The sequence below is a fragment of the Flavobacterium sp. TS_SC_5 genome, from assembly GCF_056156265.1.
This window is the reverse complement of record NZ_CM149588.1, coordinates 3,833,637-3,849,264: the sequence shown is the minus strand read 5'-3', so window position 1 is coordinate 3,849,264 and position 15,628 is coordinate 3,833,637. Positions and strand designations below refer to the sequence as shown.

17 protein-coding genes are annotated in these 15,628 nt (G+C 33.1%); 6 read left to right on the top strand and 11 right to left on the bottom strand.

Translation table 11 applies throughout. From position 1 onward, the window contains the following. Nucleotides 1-144: 144 nt before the first annotated feature. Nucleotides 145-495, bottom strand: a complete 351-nt coding sequence (gene rplS / locus AC0J6S_RS16640; protein WP_073354306.1) for a 50S ribosomal protein L19 — start codon at nucleotides 493-495, stop codon at nucleotides 145-147. Nucleotides 496-674: 179 nt separating this feature from the next. Continuing rightward, nucleotides 675-1,352, bottom strand: a complete 678-nt coding sequence (gene trmD / locus AC0J6S_RS16635) for a tRNA (guanosine(37)-N1)-methyltransferase TrmD (RefSeq protein WP_091166587.1) — start codon at nucleotides 1,350-1,352, stop codon at nucleotides 675-677. 361 nt (nucleotides 1,353-1,713) lie between these two features. On the opposite strand from trmD, the gene AC0J6S_RS16630 reads away from it, so the two are divergent. Both AC0J6S_RS16630 and AC0J6S_RS16625 read left to right on the top strand, forming a co-directional pair. Further along, nucleotides 1,714-2,250 (top strand): lipocalin family protein, encoded by a 537-nt coding sequence (locus AC0J6S_RS16630; RefSeq protein WP_474956381.1) that lies wholly within the window; start codon nucleotides 1,714-1,716, stop codon nucleotides 2,248-2,250. A 162-nt stretch (nucleotides 2,251-2,412) separates the two neighbouring features. Next, entirely contained in the window at nucleotides 2,413-3,345 is a 933-nt protein-coding gene (locus AC0J6S_RS16625) for a peptidylprolyl isomerase (RefSeq protein ID WP_474954840.1), read from the top strand. 106 nt (nucleotides 3,346-3,451) lie between these two features. Here the strand turns inward: AC0J6S_RS16625 and AC0J6S_RS16620 are convergent, their stop codons facing one another. Continuing rightward, nucleotides 3,452-4,330: an alpha/beta fold hydrolase gene (locus tag AC0J6S_RS16620; protein ID WP_474954839.1), complete on the bottom strand. Its 879-nt coding sequence runs from the start codon at nucleotides 4,328-4,330 to the stop codon at nucleotides 3,452-3,454. A 144-nt stretch (nucleotides 4,331-4,474) separates the two neighbouring features. Between AC0J6S_RS16620 and AC0J6S_RS16615 the strand changes: the two genes are divergently transcribed. Further along, nucleotides 4,475-4,813, top strand: coding sequence for a tRNA-binding protein (locus tag AC0J6S_RS16615; RefSeq protein ID WP_474954838.1), 339 nt, complete (start codon nucleotides 4,475-4,477; stop codon nucleotides 4,811-4,813). A 1-nt stretch (nucleotide 4,814) separates the two neighbouring features. On the opposite strand, the gene AC0J6S_RS16610 is transcribed toward AC0J6S_RS16615, so the two are convergent. The 4 genes from AC0J6S_RS16610 to AC0J6S_RS16595 all read right to left on the bottom strand — a co-directional run bounded on the left by AC0J6S_RS16610 (nucleotide 4,815) and on the right by AC0J6S_RS16595 (nucleotide 9,468). Further along, nucleotides 4,815-5,735 (bottom strand): hypothetical protein, encoded by a 921-nt coding sequence (locus tag AC0J6S_RS16610; protein WP_474954837.1) that lies wholly within the window; start codon nucleotides 5,733-5,735, stop codon nucleotides 4,815-4,817. A 601-nt stretch (nucleotides 5,736-6,336) separates the two neighbouring features. Further along, nucleotides 6,337-7,161: a sulfurtransferase gene (locus AC0J6S_RS16605; protein ID WP_474954836.1), complete on the bottom strand. Its 825-nt coding sequence runs from the start codon at nucleotides 7,159-7,161 to the stop codon at nucleotides 6,337-6,339. A 94-nt stretch (nucleotides 7,162-7,255) separates the two neighbouring features. Beyond that, nucleotides 7,256-7,636, bottom strand: coding sequence for a PUR family DNA/RNA-binding protein (locus AC0J6S_RS16600; RefSeq protein WP_099715976.1), 381 nt, complete (start codon nucleotides 7,634-7,636; stop codon nucleotides 7,256-7,258). A 71-nt stretch (nucleotides 7,637-7,707) separates the two neighbouring features. Further along, nucleotides 7,708-9,468 carry an ABC transporter ATP-binding protein gene (locus AC0J6S_RS16595; RefSeq protein WP_474954835.1) on the bottom strand — a complete coding sequence of 587 codons (1,761 nt, stop codon included), beginning with the start codon at nucleotides 9,466-9,468 and terminating at the stop codon, nucleotides 7,708-7,710. Between the two features lie 202 nt (nucleotides 9,469-9,670). On the opposite strand from AC0J6S_RS16595, the gene AC0J6S_RS16590 reads away from it, so the two are divergent. The 3 genes from AC0J6S_RS16590 (at nucleotide 9,671) to yajC (ending at nucleotide 12,177) form a co-directional block, all read left to right on the top strand. Beyond that, entirely contained in the window at nucleotides 9,671-10,777 is a 1,107-nt protein-coding gene (locus AC0J6S_RS16590; protein ID WP_474954834.1) for a Glu/Leu/Phe/Val family dehydrogenase, read from the top strand. A gap of 185 nt (nucleotides 10,778-10,962) precedes the next feature. Further along, nucleotides 10,963-11,874 carry a transcription antitermination factor NusB gene (gene nusB, locus AC0J6S_RS16585; RefSeq protein WP_474956380.1) on the top strand — a complete coding sequence of 304 codons (912 nt, stop codon included), beginning with the start codon at nucleotides 10,963-10,965 and terminating at the stop codon, nucleotides 11,872-11,874. Between the two features lie 30 nt (nucleotides 11,875-11,904). Continuing rightward, entirely contained in the window at nucleotides 11,905-12,177 is a 273-nt protein-coding gene (yajC, locus tag AC0J6S_RS16580) for a preprotein translocase subunit YajC (protein WP_091208108.1), read from the top strand. A 79-nt stretch (nucleotides 12,178-12,256) separates the two neighbouring features. Here the strand turns inward: yajC and AC0J6S_RS16575 are convergent, their stop codons facing one another. From AC0J6S_RS16575 to AC0J6S_RS16560, 4 genes are all read right to left on the bottom strand, one after another. Then, complete coding sequence (locus AC0J6S_RS16575; RefSeq protein ID WP_474954833.1) at nucleotides 12,257-12,712, bottom strand: hypothetical protein; 456 nt, start codon at nucleotides 12,710-12,712, stop codon at nucleotides 12,257-12,259. A 299-nt stretch (nucleotides 12,713-13,011) separates the two neighbouring features. Beyond that, nucleotides 13,012-13,596, bottom strand: coding sequence for a YdeI/OmpD-associated family protein (locus AC0J6S_RS16570; RefSeq protein ID WP_474954832.1), 585 nt, complete (start codon nucleotides 13,594-13,596; stop codon nucleotides 13,012-13,014). A gap of 4 nt (nucleotides 13,597-13,600) precedes the next feature. Then, a complete protein-coding gene (pepT, locus tag AC0J6S_RS16565; RefSeq protein ID WP_474954831.1) occupies nucleotides 13,601-14,854 on the bottom strand; it encodes a peptidase T in 1,254 nt (417 codons plus the stop codon). 503 nt (nucleotides 14,855-15,357) lie between these two features. After that, complete coding sequence (locus AC0J6S_RS16560) at nucleotides 15,358-15,546, bottom strand: hypothetical protein (RefSeq protein ID WP_474954830.1); 189 nt, start codon at nucleotides 15,544-15,546, stop codon at nucleotides 15,358-15,360. Nucleotides 15,547-15,628: the final 82 nt, after the last annotated feature.

The window sequence follows — 15,628 nt, the reverse complement described above, 5'->3', positions numbered from 1 at the left end:
ATGAATTTTAAGATTACTAACTTGTTATTCTTATATTGTTAGTTTTAAAGGTTCAATAATCCTAAATTATTAATTTATAAGGAAAATAGTAAACAAAAAAAAGTCCCAACAGTGTTGGGACTTTTATAGTAAAGAGATATTTGACTATCTTCTTTTGTCTTTAATCTTAGCTTTTTTACCAGTAAGTTCTCTGAAGTAGAAAATTCTAGCTCTACGAACTGCACCTTTTTTGTTGATTTCAATTTTTTGCAAAGCTGGCAAGTTTACCGGGAAGATACGCTCTACTCCAATAGCACCTGACATTTTACGAATTGTGAAAGTTTCTGTATTAGCAGAACCTCTTCTTTGGATAACAACTCCTTTGAAAAACTGTGTTCTAGTTTTTTCACCCTCTCTAATTTCGTAGTAAACAGTGATAGTATCTCCAGCTGCAAAAACTGGGAATTCTTTTCTTGTTACAAATTCGTCTTGAACGAATTTCATTAAATCTGCCATGATATTTTTTAATTATGGTTTGCATTAAATCAACATTCACGGATCTCGCCAGAGGTTGAACTAATGTGGGCGCAAAAGTATAGAAAAAAGTTTAAAGTTTAAAGTTTTTCTTGTTTAAAGTTTAGAAGTTCTTGAATACCAACTTTAAACAAGAAAAACTTTAAACTTTAAACAAACTTTTAATCTTCAAGTAAATCCGGTCTTCTATTCTTTGTGTGTTCGTAGGCCATATCTTCGCGCCATTTATCAATTTTGGCAAAATTCCCGCTGGTCAAAACCTCTGGAACTTTCCATCCGTTGTAATCCGCAGGGCGAGTGTAAATAGGTCCCGATAATAATCCATCCTGAAAACTATCCGTCAAAGCTGAGGTTTCATCACTCAAAACCCCCGGAATCAATCGGATCAAGGCATCCGATAGTACCAACGCTCCTAATTCACCACCAGACAAAACATAATCACCAATAGAGATTTCTTTCGTGATAAAATGATCGCGTACGCGTTGATCCACACCTTTATAATGTCCGCATAGGATAATGATATTCTCATACATCGACATTGTATTTGCCATTTTCTGGTTCAGGGTTTCCCCATCCGGCGACATATAAATGATTTCGTCGTAGGTTCTTTCACTTTTCAAATGCGTAATACAAGCATCAATAGGTTGCACCGTCATCACCATTCCGGCACCACCGCCATAAGGATAATCATCCACGCTTTTCTGTCTGTTGGTGGTATAATCCCGCAGATTATGAAAATGAACTTCCACCAATCCTTTGTCAATAGCACGTTTCATAATCGAAGCCTCAAACGGACTTCGCAATAATTCTGGGAGAACAGTAACAATATCAATGCGCATAATTTCTTTTATAAGTTTCAATCCCGAGGATTCGGGAGCAAAGGTACAAAGATGCTGAGGTTTTCAAATAACCAAATGCCCAATTCAACAATTAAACTTTTCTTTAGGAGCTATTTCCAGCTTTATACGCTATCTTTTCTTGCTTAAAGAAATCAAGAAAAGGATGTTGTTTCAATCTGGGCTAGGGTTTAGTTGAATTAGAACTTTTTACTTATTATATAGACTTTGCGAGATAGCACCACAAACAAAAACTGCTATGACTGATGTAGAGGTTTGTTTTGTTTTAGCAAATCCTAAAGTATTCTAAATTGTATTGATTTACAACTTTTTATTTCTGAATTTTGATATTCAATGAAAGATGATGAAAAATAAAATTCGAGTTTTAGGAAGTATAACACTGCTCTCTGTAAGTCTGTTGATTATGAATTCCTGCAGCTCTATACCTAAGGGCGCTATGGTAATTCAAGATTTTGAAAAAGATAAATACTTAGGCAACTGGTACGAAATTGCACGGCTAGATTTTATTTTTGAAAAAAATTTGAATAATACAACCGCTGAATATTCATTAAACGAGGATGGAACGATTAAGGTGGTAAATCGAGGGTATAATTACATAAAGAACAAATATGTAGCATCAACAGGTAAAGTGAAGTTTGCAGGTGATTCAAAGGAAGGAAAATTAAAAGTTTCTTTTTTTGGACCATTTTATTCGGGATACAACATTATTGAACTTGATTCAGACTATAAATATGCTTTGGTTGCAGGGAAAAGTCTGAAGTATTTGTGGTTGCTTTCGCGGGATAAAACAATGCCGCAAGAGGTAAAAGAAGCGTATTTAAAAACGGCGAAAGATCTTGGTTACAATACTTCCGAACTCATTTGGGTAAAACACGATTAGTTTATACAAATAGAAGAGTGAATTATTTACAGTCTTTTTTTGCCAAAATGGCTCAGCACAATCACTAAAAAATGGTCTTCAATTAAGTGAATCGATTTAATGAGAATTTTCAAATTGTCTAATTAAATTCGTAAATTTGCCTTTCAATAAAAATTAAAAAAAATGGAAAACGGAATATATGCTAAATTCAACACCACTAAAGGTGCTATTTTAGTAAAACTAACACACGATTTGACTCCTGGAACAGTTGGGAACTTCGTAGGATTGGCTGAAGGAAACTTAGAAAATAAAGTAAAACCACAAGGAGTTAAATTTTATGACGGATTAAAATTCCACAGAGTAATTCCTAACTTCATGATTCAAGGTGGTTGTCCGCAAGGAACAGGAACTGGAGATCCAGGATACAAATTTGATGATGAATTTCACCCAAGTTTAAAACACGATCGTCCGGGAGTTTTGGCTATGGCTAATTCAGGACCTGGAACAAACGGTTCTCAGTTCTACATCACGCACATTCCAACGGATTGGTTGGATAACAAACATACTGTTTTTGGTCATGTTGTCGAAGGTCAGGATATTGTTGATGCAGTAGAACAAGGAGATGTTTTAGAGTCTTTGGAAATCATCAGAGAAGGAGAAGAAGCTAAAAACTGGAATGCAATCGAGGCTTTCATTACTTTCAAAGGATCTCGTAACAAACGTGATGCAGCTCTAAAAGCGGAAGTGGAAGCAGCTATGGAAAAATTAGCAGCTGGTTTTGAAAAAACAGAAAGTGGTTTGCGTTACCAATTCATCCAAAGAGGTGAAGGTAAAAAAGCAGAAAGCGGAAAAACAGTATCTGTTCATTATGAAGGTTCATTAGAAAACGGAAAAGTTTTTGATTCATCGTATCCAAGAAAAAAACCAATCGAATTCAGATTGGGTCAAGGTCAGGTTATCGAAGGTTGGGACGAAGGAATTGCGTTGTTGCGCGTAGGTGACAAAGCACGTTTCGTGATTCCATCTGATTTAGGATACGGATCTCGTGGTGCTGGAGGAGCAATTCCACCAAACGCTACTTTGATTTTTGATGTAGAATTAATGGAAGTAAAATAGTTTAAACTATTCATCTATAAATTAAAAAACCCAAAACGTAAGTTTTGGGTTTTTTTATGCTTTACATTAAAATCATAAGTAATTGTAATAGAACTGACTGTTTGTTCTATGAATTTAAAAATTCAATCAAATCTTTGTTTAATTTGTCTTTTTCTATGTAAAATAATCCGTGTGGCGCTCCTTCATAAACGATAAATTTATTGTCGGGAATTAATTTCGCAGCTACTTCAGACGTAATTTCAATGGGTACAGTTTTGTCTTCATCCCCATGAATAATCAAGGTAGGAACATTTACAGCTGCCATTTCTGAACGAAAATCGGTTGTTGAAAATGATACGGCACATTCCAAAGTTGCACGAGGCGAAGCAAAAGAACACAGCATTCTGTAATAGTCCAATAAAGGAGTGCTGATTGGCTTACTGATTAAACTCACACCAAAAAATGTTTTTCCAAAATCATCTAAAAAACCAATTCGGTCAGCTTTAATTTGTTTCGCCATTTCATCGTATTTCTCCTGTGGAACTCCGTTTGGATTCGAATCTGTTTGTAATTGAAAAGGGGTTACCGATGCAATAAGAACCGCCTTTGAAATTCCTTTACCACCATGACGACTGAAATAACGAACTACTTCTCCGCCACCCATCGAAAATCCAACTAGCGCTGCATCATCTAAATCTAAATGTTCAATAATGACTTTCAAATCGTCAGCCAAAGTATGGTAATCATATCCATCCCAAGGTTGAGATGATTTCCCAAAACCCCGACGGTCATACGTTATAACTCTGCAGTTATTCTGCATCAAAGCATCAATTTGGTATTCCCACATTTCATTCGATAATGGCCAACCATGAATAAGAATTACTGGTTTTCCTTGACCATAATCTTTCACGTATAATTTTACATTTGGCGCTGTTTCAATATACAGATCTATACCAGAATTACTTTCTTTGCGCATTTCACTACCATTCATTTGACTCATTTCCATAATATTTCCTGTTTAAAAGATGAATTTAGTATTCGTCTTTTGTAAAATTATAAACATTTTACAAAAAAAGTTTTACAGAATTAGTTTGAATAGTTGCAAAATTTATAGGTTTGTTATTCAGTATTTTATTAGAAAAACTATAATATGGAAAACCTGAGCTGGACTGAATTCGAAAGAGTAGAAATGCGTGTTGGAACCATTTTAGAAATAAATGATTTTCCCGAAGCCAGAAAACCTGCGTATCAATTAACGATAGATTTTGGTTCTGAAATCGGAATCCGAAAAACATCGGCGCAAATAACCAAACGTTATCAGAAAGAAGATTTACTCAACCGCCAAATCGTAGCGGTAATCAATTTTTCTAAAAAACAAATTGGGAAATTCATGAGCGAATGCTTGGTTTTGGGCGCAGTAGGGGAAGAAGGAGATGTGATTTTATTGGCGCCCGATTTTAAAATTGAAAATGGATTGCTAATTGGGTGATTTATGACTCTAAAGTACTGACTCTTTTTACCTCTAAGGTCTCATATTTATTGTGAATAGCTAATATTATAACGCCAAACAATACTGCAGCGACAATAAGTATTGCGTTCAAAACTCCTTCTGTCCCAAAAGAGAGCTTTATTAATATTGTGGAAATGATAAAGCCTGAATTGCGAATGACTTTATTGAATTTATCCGAAAGGAAGAAGGAAAACAAAAGCAAAAGCACTTCAATTAAAATTAGAATTGTAAAAAAATCAGCAAAGAAAATCTTATTGATGTCTTTAATTGTAACAACGATTTGCGTAATTGAAAAGAAATTTTCGTAAATCCAGTGGGCTAAACTGTATATTGAAAGCACCAAAAATATAGGGATGAGCCCGATAGCAAAAATATTTTTTAGCTTTATGAATGAATTGATGTCCAACGTTTTTTGGAGTTTAGACTGATTAATTTCATTTTTTTTGTTGAGGTTGTAAAAGATAAATATTAAAAAGAACAAGATTATTGTAGACAGAATGTCAAAGGTAAAATTCACATTAGCTTTAGAATCAAACCAATTAGAATCAAACTCTAGTTTGGTTAAGTCTTTAAAAATTCTTCGGATGATAATTAGCGTAATAATTTCATATTGTTTACCTATATAGATAGTTGTTGATTTAGGAAGATAATAGACTAATAGGTAAACTTCATAAATCAAAATAAAGGAGAATGGAGTGTAAATTGCAGATATTGGATTACTTAATAATTTGGAATAATCATTAATCAAAATAATATTAAGATCAACTAAGGCGATGATCGCCAAATGCAGTAAAAAACTTATTATCGCTAATGACACAAAGAAAATTTCAGCTCTTTTTTTGGTTTTTTCAGACAAAAGTGCGGCGTACAAAAAACTAAATACTGAAGTGGCTTCTTTCATGTGTTGTCAGTAATTTTAATGCTGTTGATACGATTAATTATTTTTTATACTATGTTTACCAGTTTTGGCTGATCTCTATTTAAGTTTCAAAACAATAGAGGTTTACTGTTGCAAGTTCCTATTAGTAAAGATTATGCTATTTTTTGCCTTTGAGTTAGCACTAAAGTATCTAAACGTAGGTTTAACTCTTTTTATGGTGGGATAAATGTAATTAATTAACATGTAAAATCAGGTGGAAAACCCTCTTTTAACTTCCGTTTAAAGAGGGTTAATACTTGATTTACAGTAAGGTTTAAAAACAGATTCGGTCTTAAATTAGTAGATCGTGAGACTTTTGACTTTAATTTGAAATAAATTAGTTTACTACCATGACTTTTTTGATTCAGTTCTGTAAACAAAACATGCCTCAATAAGTTTATTTTAATTTTGATTCTTACTGGTTCTAAGCAATGAGCAATATTAAATTCCTGTTGTATTATTTTTTATATCTTATTGTCTTTTTTAATATTTTGAAGTGTATTTAAAATCAATGGTTTTAATTCAGTCATCAAAAATAAGTTCTCATTGAAAAATTTGGGGGTATTATTAGAAAAAACACAGTCTACTTTTCTATTGGAAGATTTTCCAGTTGTCCCCATTCGGTCCAAGAACCATCGTACACTGATTTGGGATTTGTACCTATCAATTCGTACGCAATTAAATCAATGCAGGCAGTAACACCAGAGCCGCAGGTGAATATTTGAGGTCTGCTGTCAGTTTTTAGTTTTTTTACTAATTCTTCTTTTGGTAAGAATTTGCCGTTTCTTAAAAGTTGTGTGTATGGCATATTTATGGAGCCGGGAATATCGCCGCTTCGCAATCCGGGTCTCGGTTCACTGCCAATTCCTTTAAATCGGTTTTCCGCGCGAGCATCAATCAGAACCGAGTCTTTAGTTTGTATGTTTTCTAAAATTTGCTCTTTGCTTTTGACCAATTCCGGATTAAATGTGGTTTCAAAATTCCCAATGGAATAGTTTGGATTTTCCGGTATTGCTTCAACAGGATACTTTTGACTAATCCATTCCGGTAGACCGCCATCCAGAACAGCAACATTTTGATGTCCCATTACTTTAAACAACCACCATGCTCTTGGACTGGAATAAACGCCCAGATTGTCATAAATTACAACGATACTATTCTCGTTAATCCCTAGTTTTCTGGCTTCAAATTCAAACTGTTCAGGACTAGGAATCGTGTTGGGTAAAGGATTATTGGTATCGCTAAACGTGTTTTTTATATCAAAAAAACGAGCGCCTTTGATGTGAATATTTTCAAGATCTGTTTCTATATTGGATTGGTTCTCTTTGAAACTGGCATCGAGGAGTATTAAGTTTGGATCTTTTAGATTTGCTTGAAGCCATGCTGTACTTACGATTGATTCTGTCATTTTAGTTGTTTCTACTGTTTAGTGAAATGTACAAAAAAAGTCCAAAAATCAAATGACTTTTGGACTTTTTTATTGGTAAGTAAGTAAAGAAAAATTAAATATCATCAAATTCTATATCAGTAAAAGTTGATGTTTGAGGTATGATTTCATCATCTGATTTTTCAGAGGCATATTCTTTTTTGAAATCTTTTTGGTGTCTTTCTGAGATAACTTCTTCGCCTTTATGGTTCAAAACATAAGAAGTCATTTCTCCTAATATTTCTGCAAAAGCAGCGAAATCTTCTTTATATAGGTAGATTTTATGTTTTTTGAAATGGAAAGATCCATCCTCTTCGGTAAATTTCTTACTTTCTGTAATGGTAATGTAGTAATCGTCAGCTTTCGTAGCTCTCACATCAAAGAAATATGTTCTTCTTCCAGCTCTTAAAACTTTAGAAAATATCTCTTCTTTTTCTAACATGTCGTGTTCTCTCATAATCCTTTCTGTCAATTTATGGTTGTTAAATAGCACTCAAAAATCTATAAAAAATATGTATTATCCAACAATTATAGCAATTCTTTTTCTGAAAGTTGTTTCAAATACAGAGCTGCGTAATACCCTTCTTGATTTATCAATTGATTATGAGAACCTTGTTGTATAATTTGTCCTTTGTCTATAATTATAATTCTATCGGCATTTTTAGCTGACGATATGCGGTGGCTTACAATTATTGTTGTTTTGTCTTTGCAAATTTCGTGCAGGTTATTCAATATTGCTTCTTCTGTCTCCGTATCAACGGCCGACAAACAATCATCAAAAAGTAAAATAGGAGGGTTCTTGATAATGGCTCTGGCAATGGAAACTCTTTGTTTTTGACCTCCGGAAAGTGTAATTCCTCTTTCACCCAACACAGTTTCGTATTGTTTATTAAAGCCCATGATGTTATCATGAACAACGGCACTTTTTGCTGCTGATTCCACTTCTTGGATGCTCGCATTCTCCTTACCAAACATAATATTATTTTTAATACTGTCTGAAAACAAGAACGCATCTTGAGGGACGATACCAATGCTATTGCGCAAATCAAAAAGATTGACGTTGCTTATTTCACTTCCGTCAATGGTTATTTTTCCATCGGTTGCATCATACATTCTGGAAATTAAGGATAAAATGGTAGATTTTCCGGATCCTGTTTTCCCTAAAATAGCTAAAGTTTCTCCTTTTTTAACGGTGAAAGATATGTTTTGCAACGCTTTGATGTTAGTATCCTCATATGTATAGCTTACGTTTTCGAAAGAGATCGAGCCTTCGATTATGGATTTATTTTCGTTTTTATTTTTTATCTCCGGTTCAATTTTAAGGAATTCATTTAATCTTTTTTGAGACGCTTCTGCTTCCTGAACCATCGAAGAAACCCAGCCAAGTGAAGCTACAGGCCACGTCAGCATGTTGACGTACAAAATAAATTCAGCAATGGTTCCAATGCTATTTATGGAACCATTGATGTACATTAAACCACCAAAATAAATTACGACTAAGTTACTGATTCCTATAAGCGCTAACATTAAAGGACCAAATAAGGATTGTACTTTGGCTAAATTCAAGCTTTTGCTTTTGCTTTCATTGGCTAAATTCACCATATTATTTTGATGTTGGTCTTCCAGTGAATATGCCTTTATCACACGGATTCCCGAAAATATTTCTTGTGAAAAACTGGAAACTTTAGATAGATATTGCTGAAAAATGGTGCTCCTTATATTGATTTCGGAACTTAACTTGAAAATTGTATACGATAAAATGGGTAAAGGTAGCAGCGTATAAAGTGTCAAAGTTGGGGATACATTATACATATAGACAATTACGATTGCAAAACGGATAACAGTATTGATTGTATACATTACCGCTGGGCCGACATACATTCTTACTTTTGAAACGTCTTCGCTGATGCGATTCATTAAATCTCCTGTACGATTTTGCTTGTAAAAGTTCTGAGATAAATTCTCATATTGCCGAAAAACTTCGTTTTTTAGATCAAATTCTATGTGTCGCGACATCACGATTAAGGTTTGTCTCATCAAAAAAGTAAGAAAACCAGCAATGATTGTGGTGGCGATAATCAGTAGAATATTCGAAATTAATTCCTCATGAATGACTGACTTTGCTATGGTTTTATCTTTGGCGAAAGCCTCAATTAATTTAAATGAATTGCTGATCAACTTTGGGGTGAAAAGCATAAATATCTGAGCAATAATGGTAAAGACAATTCCGAGTAAAAAACTGTATTTGTATTTGACGAAGTATTTGTTTAAATAACGTAATTCTTTCATTTTTTTAATATATTCTGTGTTGAGATGATTTTATTTTTTTAAATAATTTTACTTTTTTATAATTTAATAGATAAATTATTAGCGAGTTAAATTGCCGATTTGATATTTTTTAAACAAAAAATCAATGCATATTTATATTTTATGTAAATTTGAACTGTCTTTTTGACAAATTCATAATTTTATCACTATAAAAATTTACTCTATGAATGCAGCTTTCACAACTGGAAAGGAACTTCAAAAAATGGATCCCGTTTTTGGTCAATTATCATTTGATGATCACGAACAAATTGTATTTTGCAACGACAAAGATACAGGTTTAAAAGCAATTATTGGTATTCATAATTCGGTAATGGGTCCCGCTTTGGGAGGTACAAGAATGTATAATTACGCGAATGAATGGGAAGCGCTGAACGATGTTTTGCGTCTTTCTCGTGGAATGACTTTTAAAGCAGCGATTACAGGATTAAATATTGGTGGTGGTAAAGCCGTGATTATAGGAGATGCAAAAACGCAAAAAACGCCGGAGTTGATGCGCAAGTTTGGTGAATTTGTACACGGTTTAAGCGGAAGATATATTACTGCTGAAGATATGGGAATGGAAACCGCAGATATGGATATCGTAAGAGATGTAACACCTTATGTTACTGGAATTTCTGAATCGAGAGGTGGTTCTGGAAATCCATCGCCAGTTACGGCTTACGGAGTATATTTAGGGATGAAAGCGGCTGCAAAACAACAATTTGGTTCGGATGTTTTGAGTGGCAAAAAAGTATTGGTTCAAGGAATTGGTCACGTTGGTGAAACTTTAGTTGATTATTTGACCAAAGAAGGAGCGATCGTTACAATCGCTGACATCAATGACGAAAAACTGAATGAAGTAGGAACGAAGTACCATGCAGAAATTTTCAGAGGAGACGATTTATACAGCGCAGATGTTGATATTTATGCACCTTGCGCAATGGGAGCAACGTTAAATGACAATACAGTTTATAAAATCAAAGCAAAAGTAATTGCTGGTGCTGCCAATAATCAATTGGCTGATGAGAATGTTCATGGTGCAATTTTACAGGAAAGAGGCATTCTTTATGCTCCGGATTTCTTGATTAATGCTGGTGGAATCATCAATGTATATGCTGAATTAGCGCATTATGACAAAGCAGAAATCATGCGTAAAACAGAAAATATTTACAACACAACATTAGAGATATTTGATTTTGCTATTGCAAATAATATGACAACGCATAATGCTGCTTTGACTATTGCTCAAAACAGAATCAATCAAAGAAAATTAGAAAACAGTAAAAAGTAGTTTTCAGTACTCAGCTATCAGTATTCAGTGGATGTTTTAGTAGCATTTACTGAGTACTGTTGATTGATTACAATAAAATAAGCGTTTTTATATTTTATTTTAATAAATGAAATACTTATTTTTGCACCCTAATTAATAAAAGTTCTTACAAGGTGGTAAATAGAAGACACATTCGCGTTAAAGTTATGCAGTCCATTTATGCAATGCATCAAAGCGGTTCAGATAATCTGGAAAAAGAAGAAAAATTCCTTTTTTACAGTATCGATAATATTCAAGATTTATACCTTATAATGATTTCTTCGCTAATTGAAATCTGTAAAACAGAAACTATCTTTTTGCACAAATCAAGTTTGAAACATCTTGCAACTCCTGAGGAACGTAAACCCAACGAAAAATTCATCAAAAATAAGATTTTTCAAATTCTTTCCGAAAATAATTCATTAAGTATTGCACTGGAAAATCGTAAAATTAATAATTGGACGTTAAACGACGATTATATTTTATTGCTTTTAAATGATATAAAGGCAAGTCCATTGTATGCGCAATACATGAGTAGTGCCGTGAACACGTTTGAGGAAGACCGACAGTTTATCGTTGATTTATTCATGGAAGTTATTGTTCCAAATGAGAAATTGTATGACTATCTGGAGGATGATAAATTGACTTGGGTTGATGATATTCCGTTAGTGAATACCCATATTATCAAGCAATTGAAAGCGATTAAGGCTGGTGAAGATGATAATTTCCGAGTTCCAAAATTGTATAAAGACAATGAGGACAAAGATTTTGTAAAAGATTTGTTTAGAAAAACAGTGCTTAACGAATCAGAATTAGCTAAAGAATATGTAGATAAAACGCCTAATTGGGATAGTGAGAGAATTGCGGAGATTGACACTATTATTCTCAAAATGGCTATTTGTGAATTCTTGAAATTTCCATCTATTCCGGTAAAAGTAACACTTAATGAATATTTAGAGGTTGCTAAAGAATATTCTACGCCAAAAAGTAGTATTTTTATCAACGGGATTTTAGATAATTTAGTTAAAGAACTTCAAACTAACAAAAGAATTATAAAAGCCGGTCGTGGTCTAATGTAATAATTAATAAATAAAAAGAGAATTAAAATTATGGAACAATTAACTCAATTTGCACCGTTTATATTAATGTTTGTGGTGATCTATTTCTTTATGATCAGACCACAACAAAAAAGAGCAAAAAATGAAAAGGAATTTGAAAGCACACTAAAAGTTGGTGATAAAATCATCACTAAAAGCGGTCTTCACGGAAAAGTTTCTGAGCTTGCGGACACAACAGTTATTGTTGAAACGATGTCAGGAAAATTGAAAATGGAGCGTTCTGCTATTTCTATGGAAATGAGTGCAGTTTTGAACAAAAAATAATTTTCATTTTATAAATTAAAAAAAGTCTCAACCGGAAAATATTCGGATTGGGACTTTTTTTTGGATAAAAAAAATCAGATTATTTTTTATTCTTTTTATTCTTCTTTGCTTTTTTAGATTTTGCTTTGGCTTTTTTAGCTTTAATCTTCGCTTTTACTTTTGCTTTTTTGGCTTTGTCTTTTTTAGCCTTTTTCGCCTTTTTGGCTTTTGCTTTCGCTTTTTGTTTTGCTTTCTCTTTTGCGTCAGCTTTTTTTGCCTTTTTCTTGTCTTTATCTTTCATATTTAACTTCTTTTTAGTGATTTTTTTAGTGTCCTTTTTACTTGGTTGTGCAGCAGTATCATCGTTGCTTTCAGCAGAAATGGTTATCGTTTCTTCAATAATTTCAGTGATTACAGTTTCATTTTCAGGTTCGATAATTTCAGCAGGTACCACTTTAGGGTTAATAATTTTGGGTTTTCTGGTTCGGATTGGTTTTTCAACTTCAGGTTTTGCTGGAGACGGTTGTTTCGTATCCTCTTCTTTTTTTTGTATCATAGTTTGTGTTTTTAGTGTTAAATTCTGATTTATTAAAACTAATGTTTCTTCTTGATTTTAATAAATTGTTAAGTTATAGTAAGTAAATATAGTGATTTAATCAATTGTCCAATGTTAAGCTTATCTTTATTTGAATCTACATTTGCATGAATAAACGACAACGAAGTAAGCCAACTAAAGAATATAAGCAGAAATTAGAGATTAATTTTAGCATCAATTAGTAAAGTAAATCATTTCTAAGTTTGATTTTTTAAATAAAAAAAGTCCCATTCTTGAAATTTCAGGAATGGGACTTAATCTTATAGGTATTTGTCATTAAGACCAATGTTATCGAGTATCATTGGAATGATTTTATCAATCCGGGAACGTTTGGTTTCTTCTCGTTTTGCACTTTCAATGTATTCCATGAATTCATGTTGCTTGTACGCTGAAAATTTCTGAAAAGCCGCTGCTAATTCTGGATTGGCAATTAATTCTTTTTGGAAAAACTCGGATAAAATTGGCGTTTTCTTTTCAGGCTTACTCGTTTTTCCTTGCTTTTCTTTTTCAATGGCTTCCTTTATATAATTCAGGACATCAGCTTCATTGACTTCTTCTTTTGATTTAAAACGCCACTGCCGCAATGCTTTTGTAACGCCTTCTTGTGCATTCACTAATAACTGTTTTTTGTCTTCCAGTAGAACACCGTTGAAAAACCAAATGGCAAAGTAATTTTTGAATCCACCAATTCCTATTACATTTTTGCCATTGAGGACATAAACAATTCCGGCCCATTTGCTAGTTTCTTTAAGTTCAGTTTTGGCAATAATTGATTTTAGAAATTCTAATTCTTCTAACCAACTGTTGTTTTTATCCCAAATATGAGTAGCTTTTGAGGATTCCAATAGATTATTTTTTAACAGCTACTTCTAGCGCAGTCAACTCTGCAATTTTTACAATTACTTCTACTGCTTTTTGCATGCTTTCAGCTGGAACATATTCATATTTTCCGTGAAAATTATGTCCACCGGCAAATATGTTAGGGCACGGCAATCCTTTATAGGACAATTGAGAACCGTCAGTTCCTCCACGAATAGGTTTTATTAGCGGTTTGATGCCAATCTCTTTCATTGCTTTTTCGGCAATATCCACAATATGTTTCACCGGCAATACCTTTTCTTTCATATTGTAATATTGGTCTTTTATTTCGGCAGTAACTATATCTTCACCAAATTGTTTTGCAAATTTCTTATTGATTTTTTTGGTTATTTTTTCAATTAGTTCTTTGCGTTTTTCAAACTTTTTCTTGTTATGATCGCGAATGATAAGTTCCAAAACAGTTTCTTCTATACTTCCTGTTAGGTGGTGCACGTGAAAAAAACCTTCGTATCCTTTGGTTTCTTCGGGAGTTTCTCCAGAGGGCAATTCATTTAGGAAATTATTTGCAATCAACATGGAGTTGATCATTTTACCTTTGGCATAACCAGGATGAACGCTTTTTCCTTTGAAAGTAATTTTGGCTCCAGCCGCATTAAAATTTTCGTATTCTAATTCTCCTACTTGGCTTCCGTCCATTGTATAGGCCCAATCCGCTCCAAATTTCTCTACGTCAAAATGATGAGCGCCACGACCAATTTCTTCATCAGGAGTAAATCCAATTCTGATTTTTCCATGTTTGATTTCAGGATTATTGATAAGGAATTCCATAGCGGTAACAATCTCCGTGATTCCGGCTTTGTCATCGGCACCTAATAAGGTCGTTCCGTCTGTAGTGATTAGAGTTTGTCCTTTATAAAGCAATAAATCTTTGAAATAATTAGGGGAAAGGATAATGTTTTTATCTGCATTCAATACAATGTCTTTACCATCATAATTTGGGAATATTTGCGGTTTTATATTCGCACCACAAAAATCCGGAGACGTATCAAAGTGGGAAATAAACCCAATTGTAGGAACTTCATGCGTTACATTACTGGGCAAAGTTGCCATAATATACGATTTGTCATCTATTGAAACATCTTGCATTCCAATAGTTTTCAATTCTTCAACTAGTTTATTAGCTAAATCCCATTGTTTTATTGTGCTTGGTGTAGTTTCTGAATTGGCGTCAGATTCTGTATCAATAACTACATAACTGATGAAACGGTCTATGATATGTTGCATTTTTCTTTGTTTTATGCAAATATAATCTTTTTTTTAGGAGGATTTTGAAGTAAATTGAAGTCTAAATTTTGTTTAATGTAATTTTGAACGACACAAGGATTGTATGCTGATTTGTAACGGAATAGAGTAGTCATAAAAAAACCACCCGAAGGTGGTTTAAATTTAGTCTCTAGCTTTATTTAATTTTTTTTCAGCTTTCTCAAGATCTTCTTCCAGTTTGTTGATTTTGATTTGTTGCTTACTGATTTTAATATTTTCTTTTTCAATTTGAGTAGAAGAAAGGCTGCCTTTGGCAATTTTCTTATCTAATTTTTCCTTGCTTGTAATTAAGTTTCGTTGTGACTTACTTATTTTATCTTTTATATTCCGAACGGATTTCTCTCCGGAAAAAATTTGGCTTTGCTTTTTGTTAAAGTCCTTTTTTTCTTTTTCAAAACGCTCTTGTTCTTTCTCAATTTTTTTAGCTTCCTTTAAAGCTTTCTTTTCGGACTTAAGTTGGTCATTTAAGTATTTGTATCTTCTTTGGTTTTACTGCTTATTGCCGTTGCTGTTGCTGTAATTTGAGTTGAATCAACTGCTGGAATTACATTATTTTTTGCATCCACTTTTATAGTTTCATTTTTTACTTCTTGTGTAAAAAAGACCTGAACTATAAAAAACAAAAAAAGCGTTGTTGTAATTTTCAATCTCATGGGAGTAAATATTTAATTAAAAAATGTAATTTTTATAAAACGATTCGATCGGTTAATCTAAAGTGTTTCTTCTATAATTGTA

What these genes read in the sequence shown, in the direction of transcription:
- rplS (WP_073354306.1), bottom strand. Translation starts at nt 495, where the DNA reads ATGGCAGATTTAATGAAATTCGTTCAAGACGAATTTGTAACAAGAAAA.
- trmD (WP_091166587.1), bottom strand. Translation starts at nt 1,352, where the DNA reads ATGCGCATTGATATTGTTACTGTTCTCCCAGAATTATTGCGAAGTCCG.
- AC0J6S_RS16630 (WP_474956381.1), top strand. Translation starts at nt 1,714, where the DNA reads ATGAAAAATAAAATTCGAGTTTTAGGAAGTATAACACTGCTCTCTGTA.
- AC0J6S_RS16625 (WP_474954840.1), top strand. Translation starts at nt 2,413, where the DNA reads ATGGAAAACGGAATATATGCTAAATTCAACACCACTAAAGGTGCTATT.
- AC0J6S_RS16620 (WP_474954839.1), bottom strand. Translation starts at nt 4,330, where the DNA reads ATGGAAATGAGTCAAATGAATGGTAGTGAAATGCGCAAAGAAAGTAAT.
- AC0J6S_RS16615 (WP_474954838.1), top strand. Translation starts at nt 4,475, where the DNA reads ATGGAAAACCTGAGCTGGACTGAATTCGAAAGAGTAGAAATGCGTGTT.
- AC0J6S_RS16610 (WP_474954837.1), bottom strand. Translation starts at nt 5,735, where the DNA reads ATGAAAGAAGCCACTTCAGTATTTAGTTTTTTGTACGCCGCACTTTTG.
- AC0J6S_RS16605 (WP_474954836.1), bottom strand. Translation starts at nt 7,161, where the DNA reads ATGACAGAATCAATCGTAAGTACAGCATGGCTTCAAGCAAATCTAAAA.
- AC0J6S_RS16600 (WP_099715976.1), bottom strand. Translation starts at nt 7,636, where the DNA reads ATGAGAGAACACGACATGTTAGAAAAAGAAGAGATATTTTCTAAAGTT.
- AC0J6S_RS16595 (WP_474954835.1), bottom strand. Translation starts at nt 9,468, where the DNA reads ATGAAAGAATTACGTTATTTAAACAAATACTTCGTCAAATACAAATAC.
- AC0J6S_RS16590 (WP_474954834.1), top strand. Translation starts at nt 9,671, where the DNA reads ATGAATGCAGCTTTCACAACTGGAAAGGAACTTCAAAAAATGGATCCC.
- nusB (WP_474956380.1), top strand. Translation starts at nt 10,963, where the DNA reads ATGCAGTCCATTTATGCAATGCATCAAAGCGGTTCAGATAATCTGGAA.
- yajC (WP_091208108.1), top strand. Translation starts at nt 11,905, where the DNA reads ATGGAACAATTAACTCAATTTGCACCGTTTATATTAATGTTTGTGGTG.
- AC0J6S_RS16575 (WP_474954833.1), bottom strand. Translation starts at nt 12,712, where the DNA reads ATGATACAAAAAAAAGAAGAGGATACGAAACAACCGTCTCCAGCAAAA.
- pepT (WP_474954831.1), bottom strand. Translation starts at nt 14,854, where the DNA reads ATGCAACATATCATAGACCGTTTCATCAGTTATGTAGTTATTGATACA.
- AC0J6S_RS16560 (WP_474954830.1), bottom strand. Translation starts at nt 15,546, where the DNA reads ATGAGATTGAAAATTACAACAACGCTTTTTTTGTTTTTTATAGTTCAG.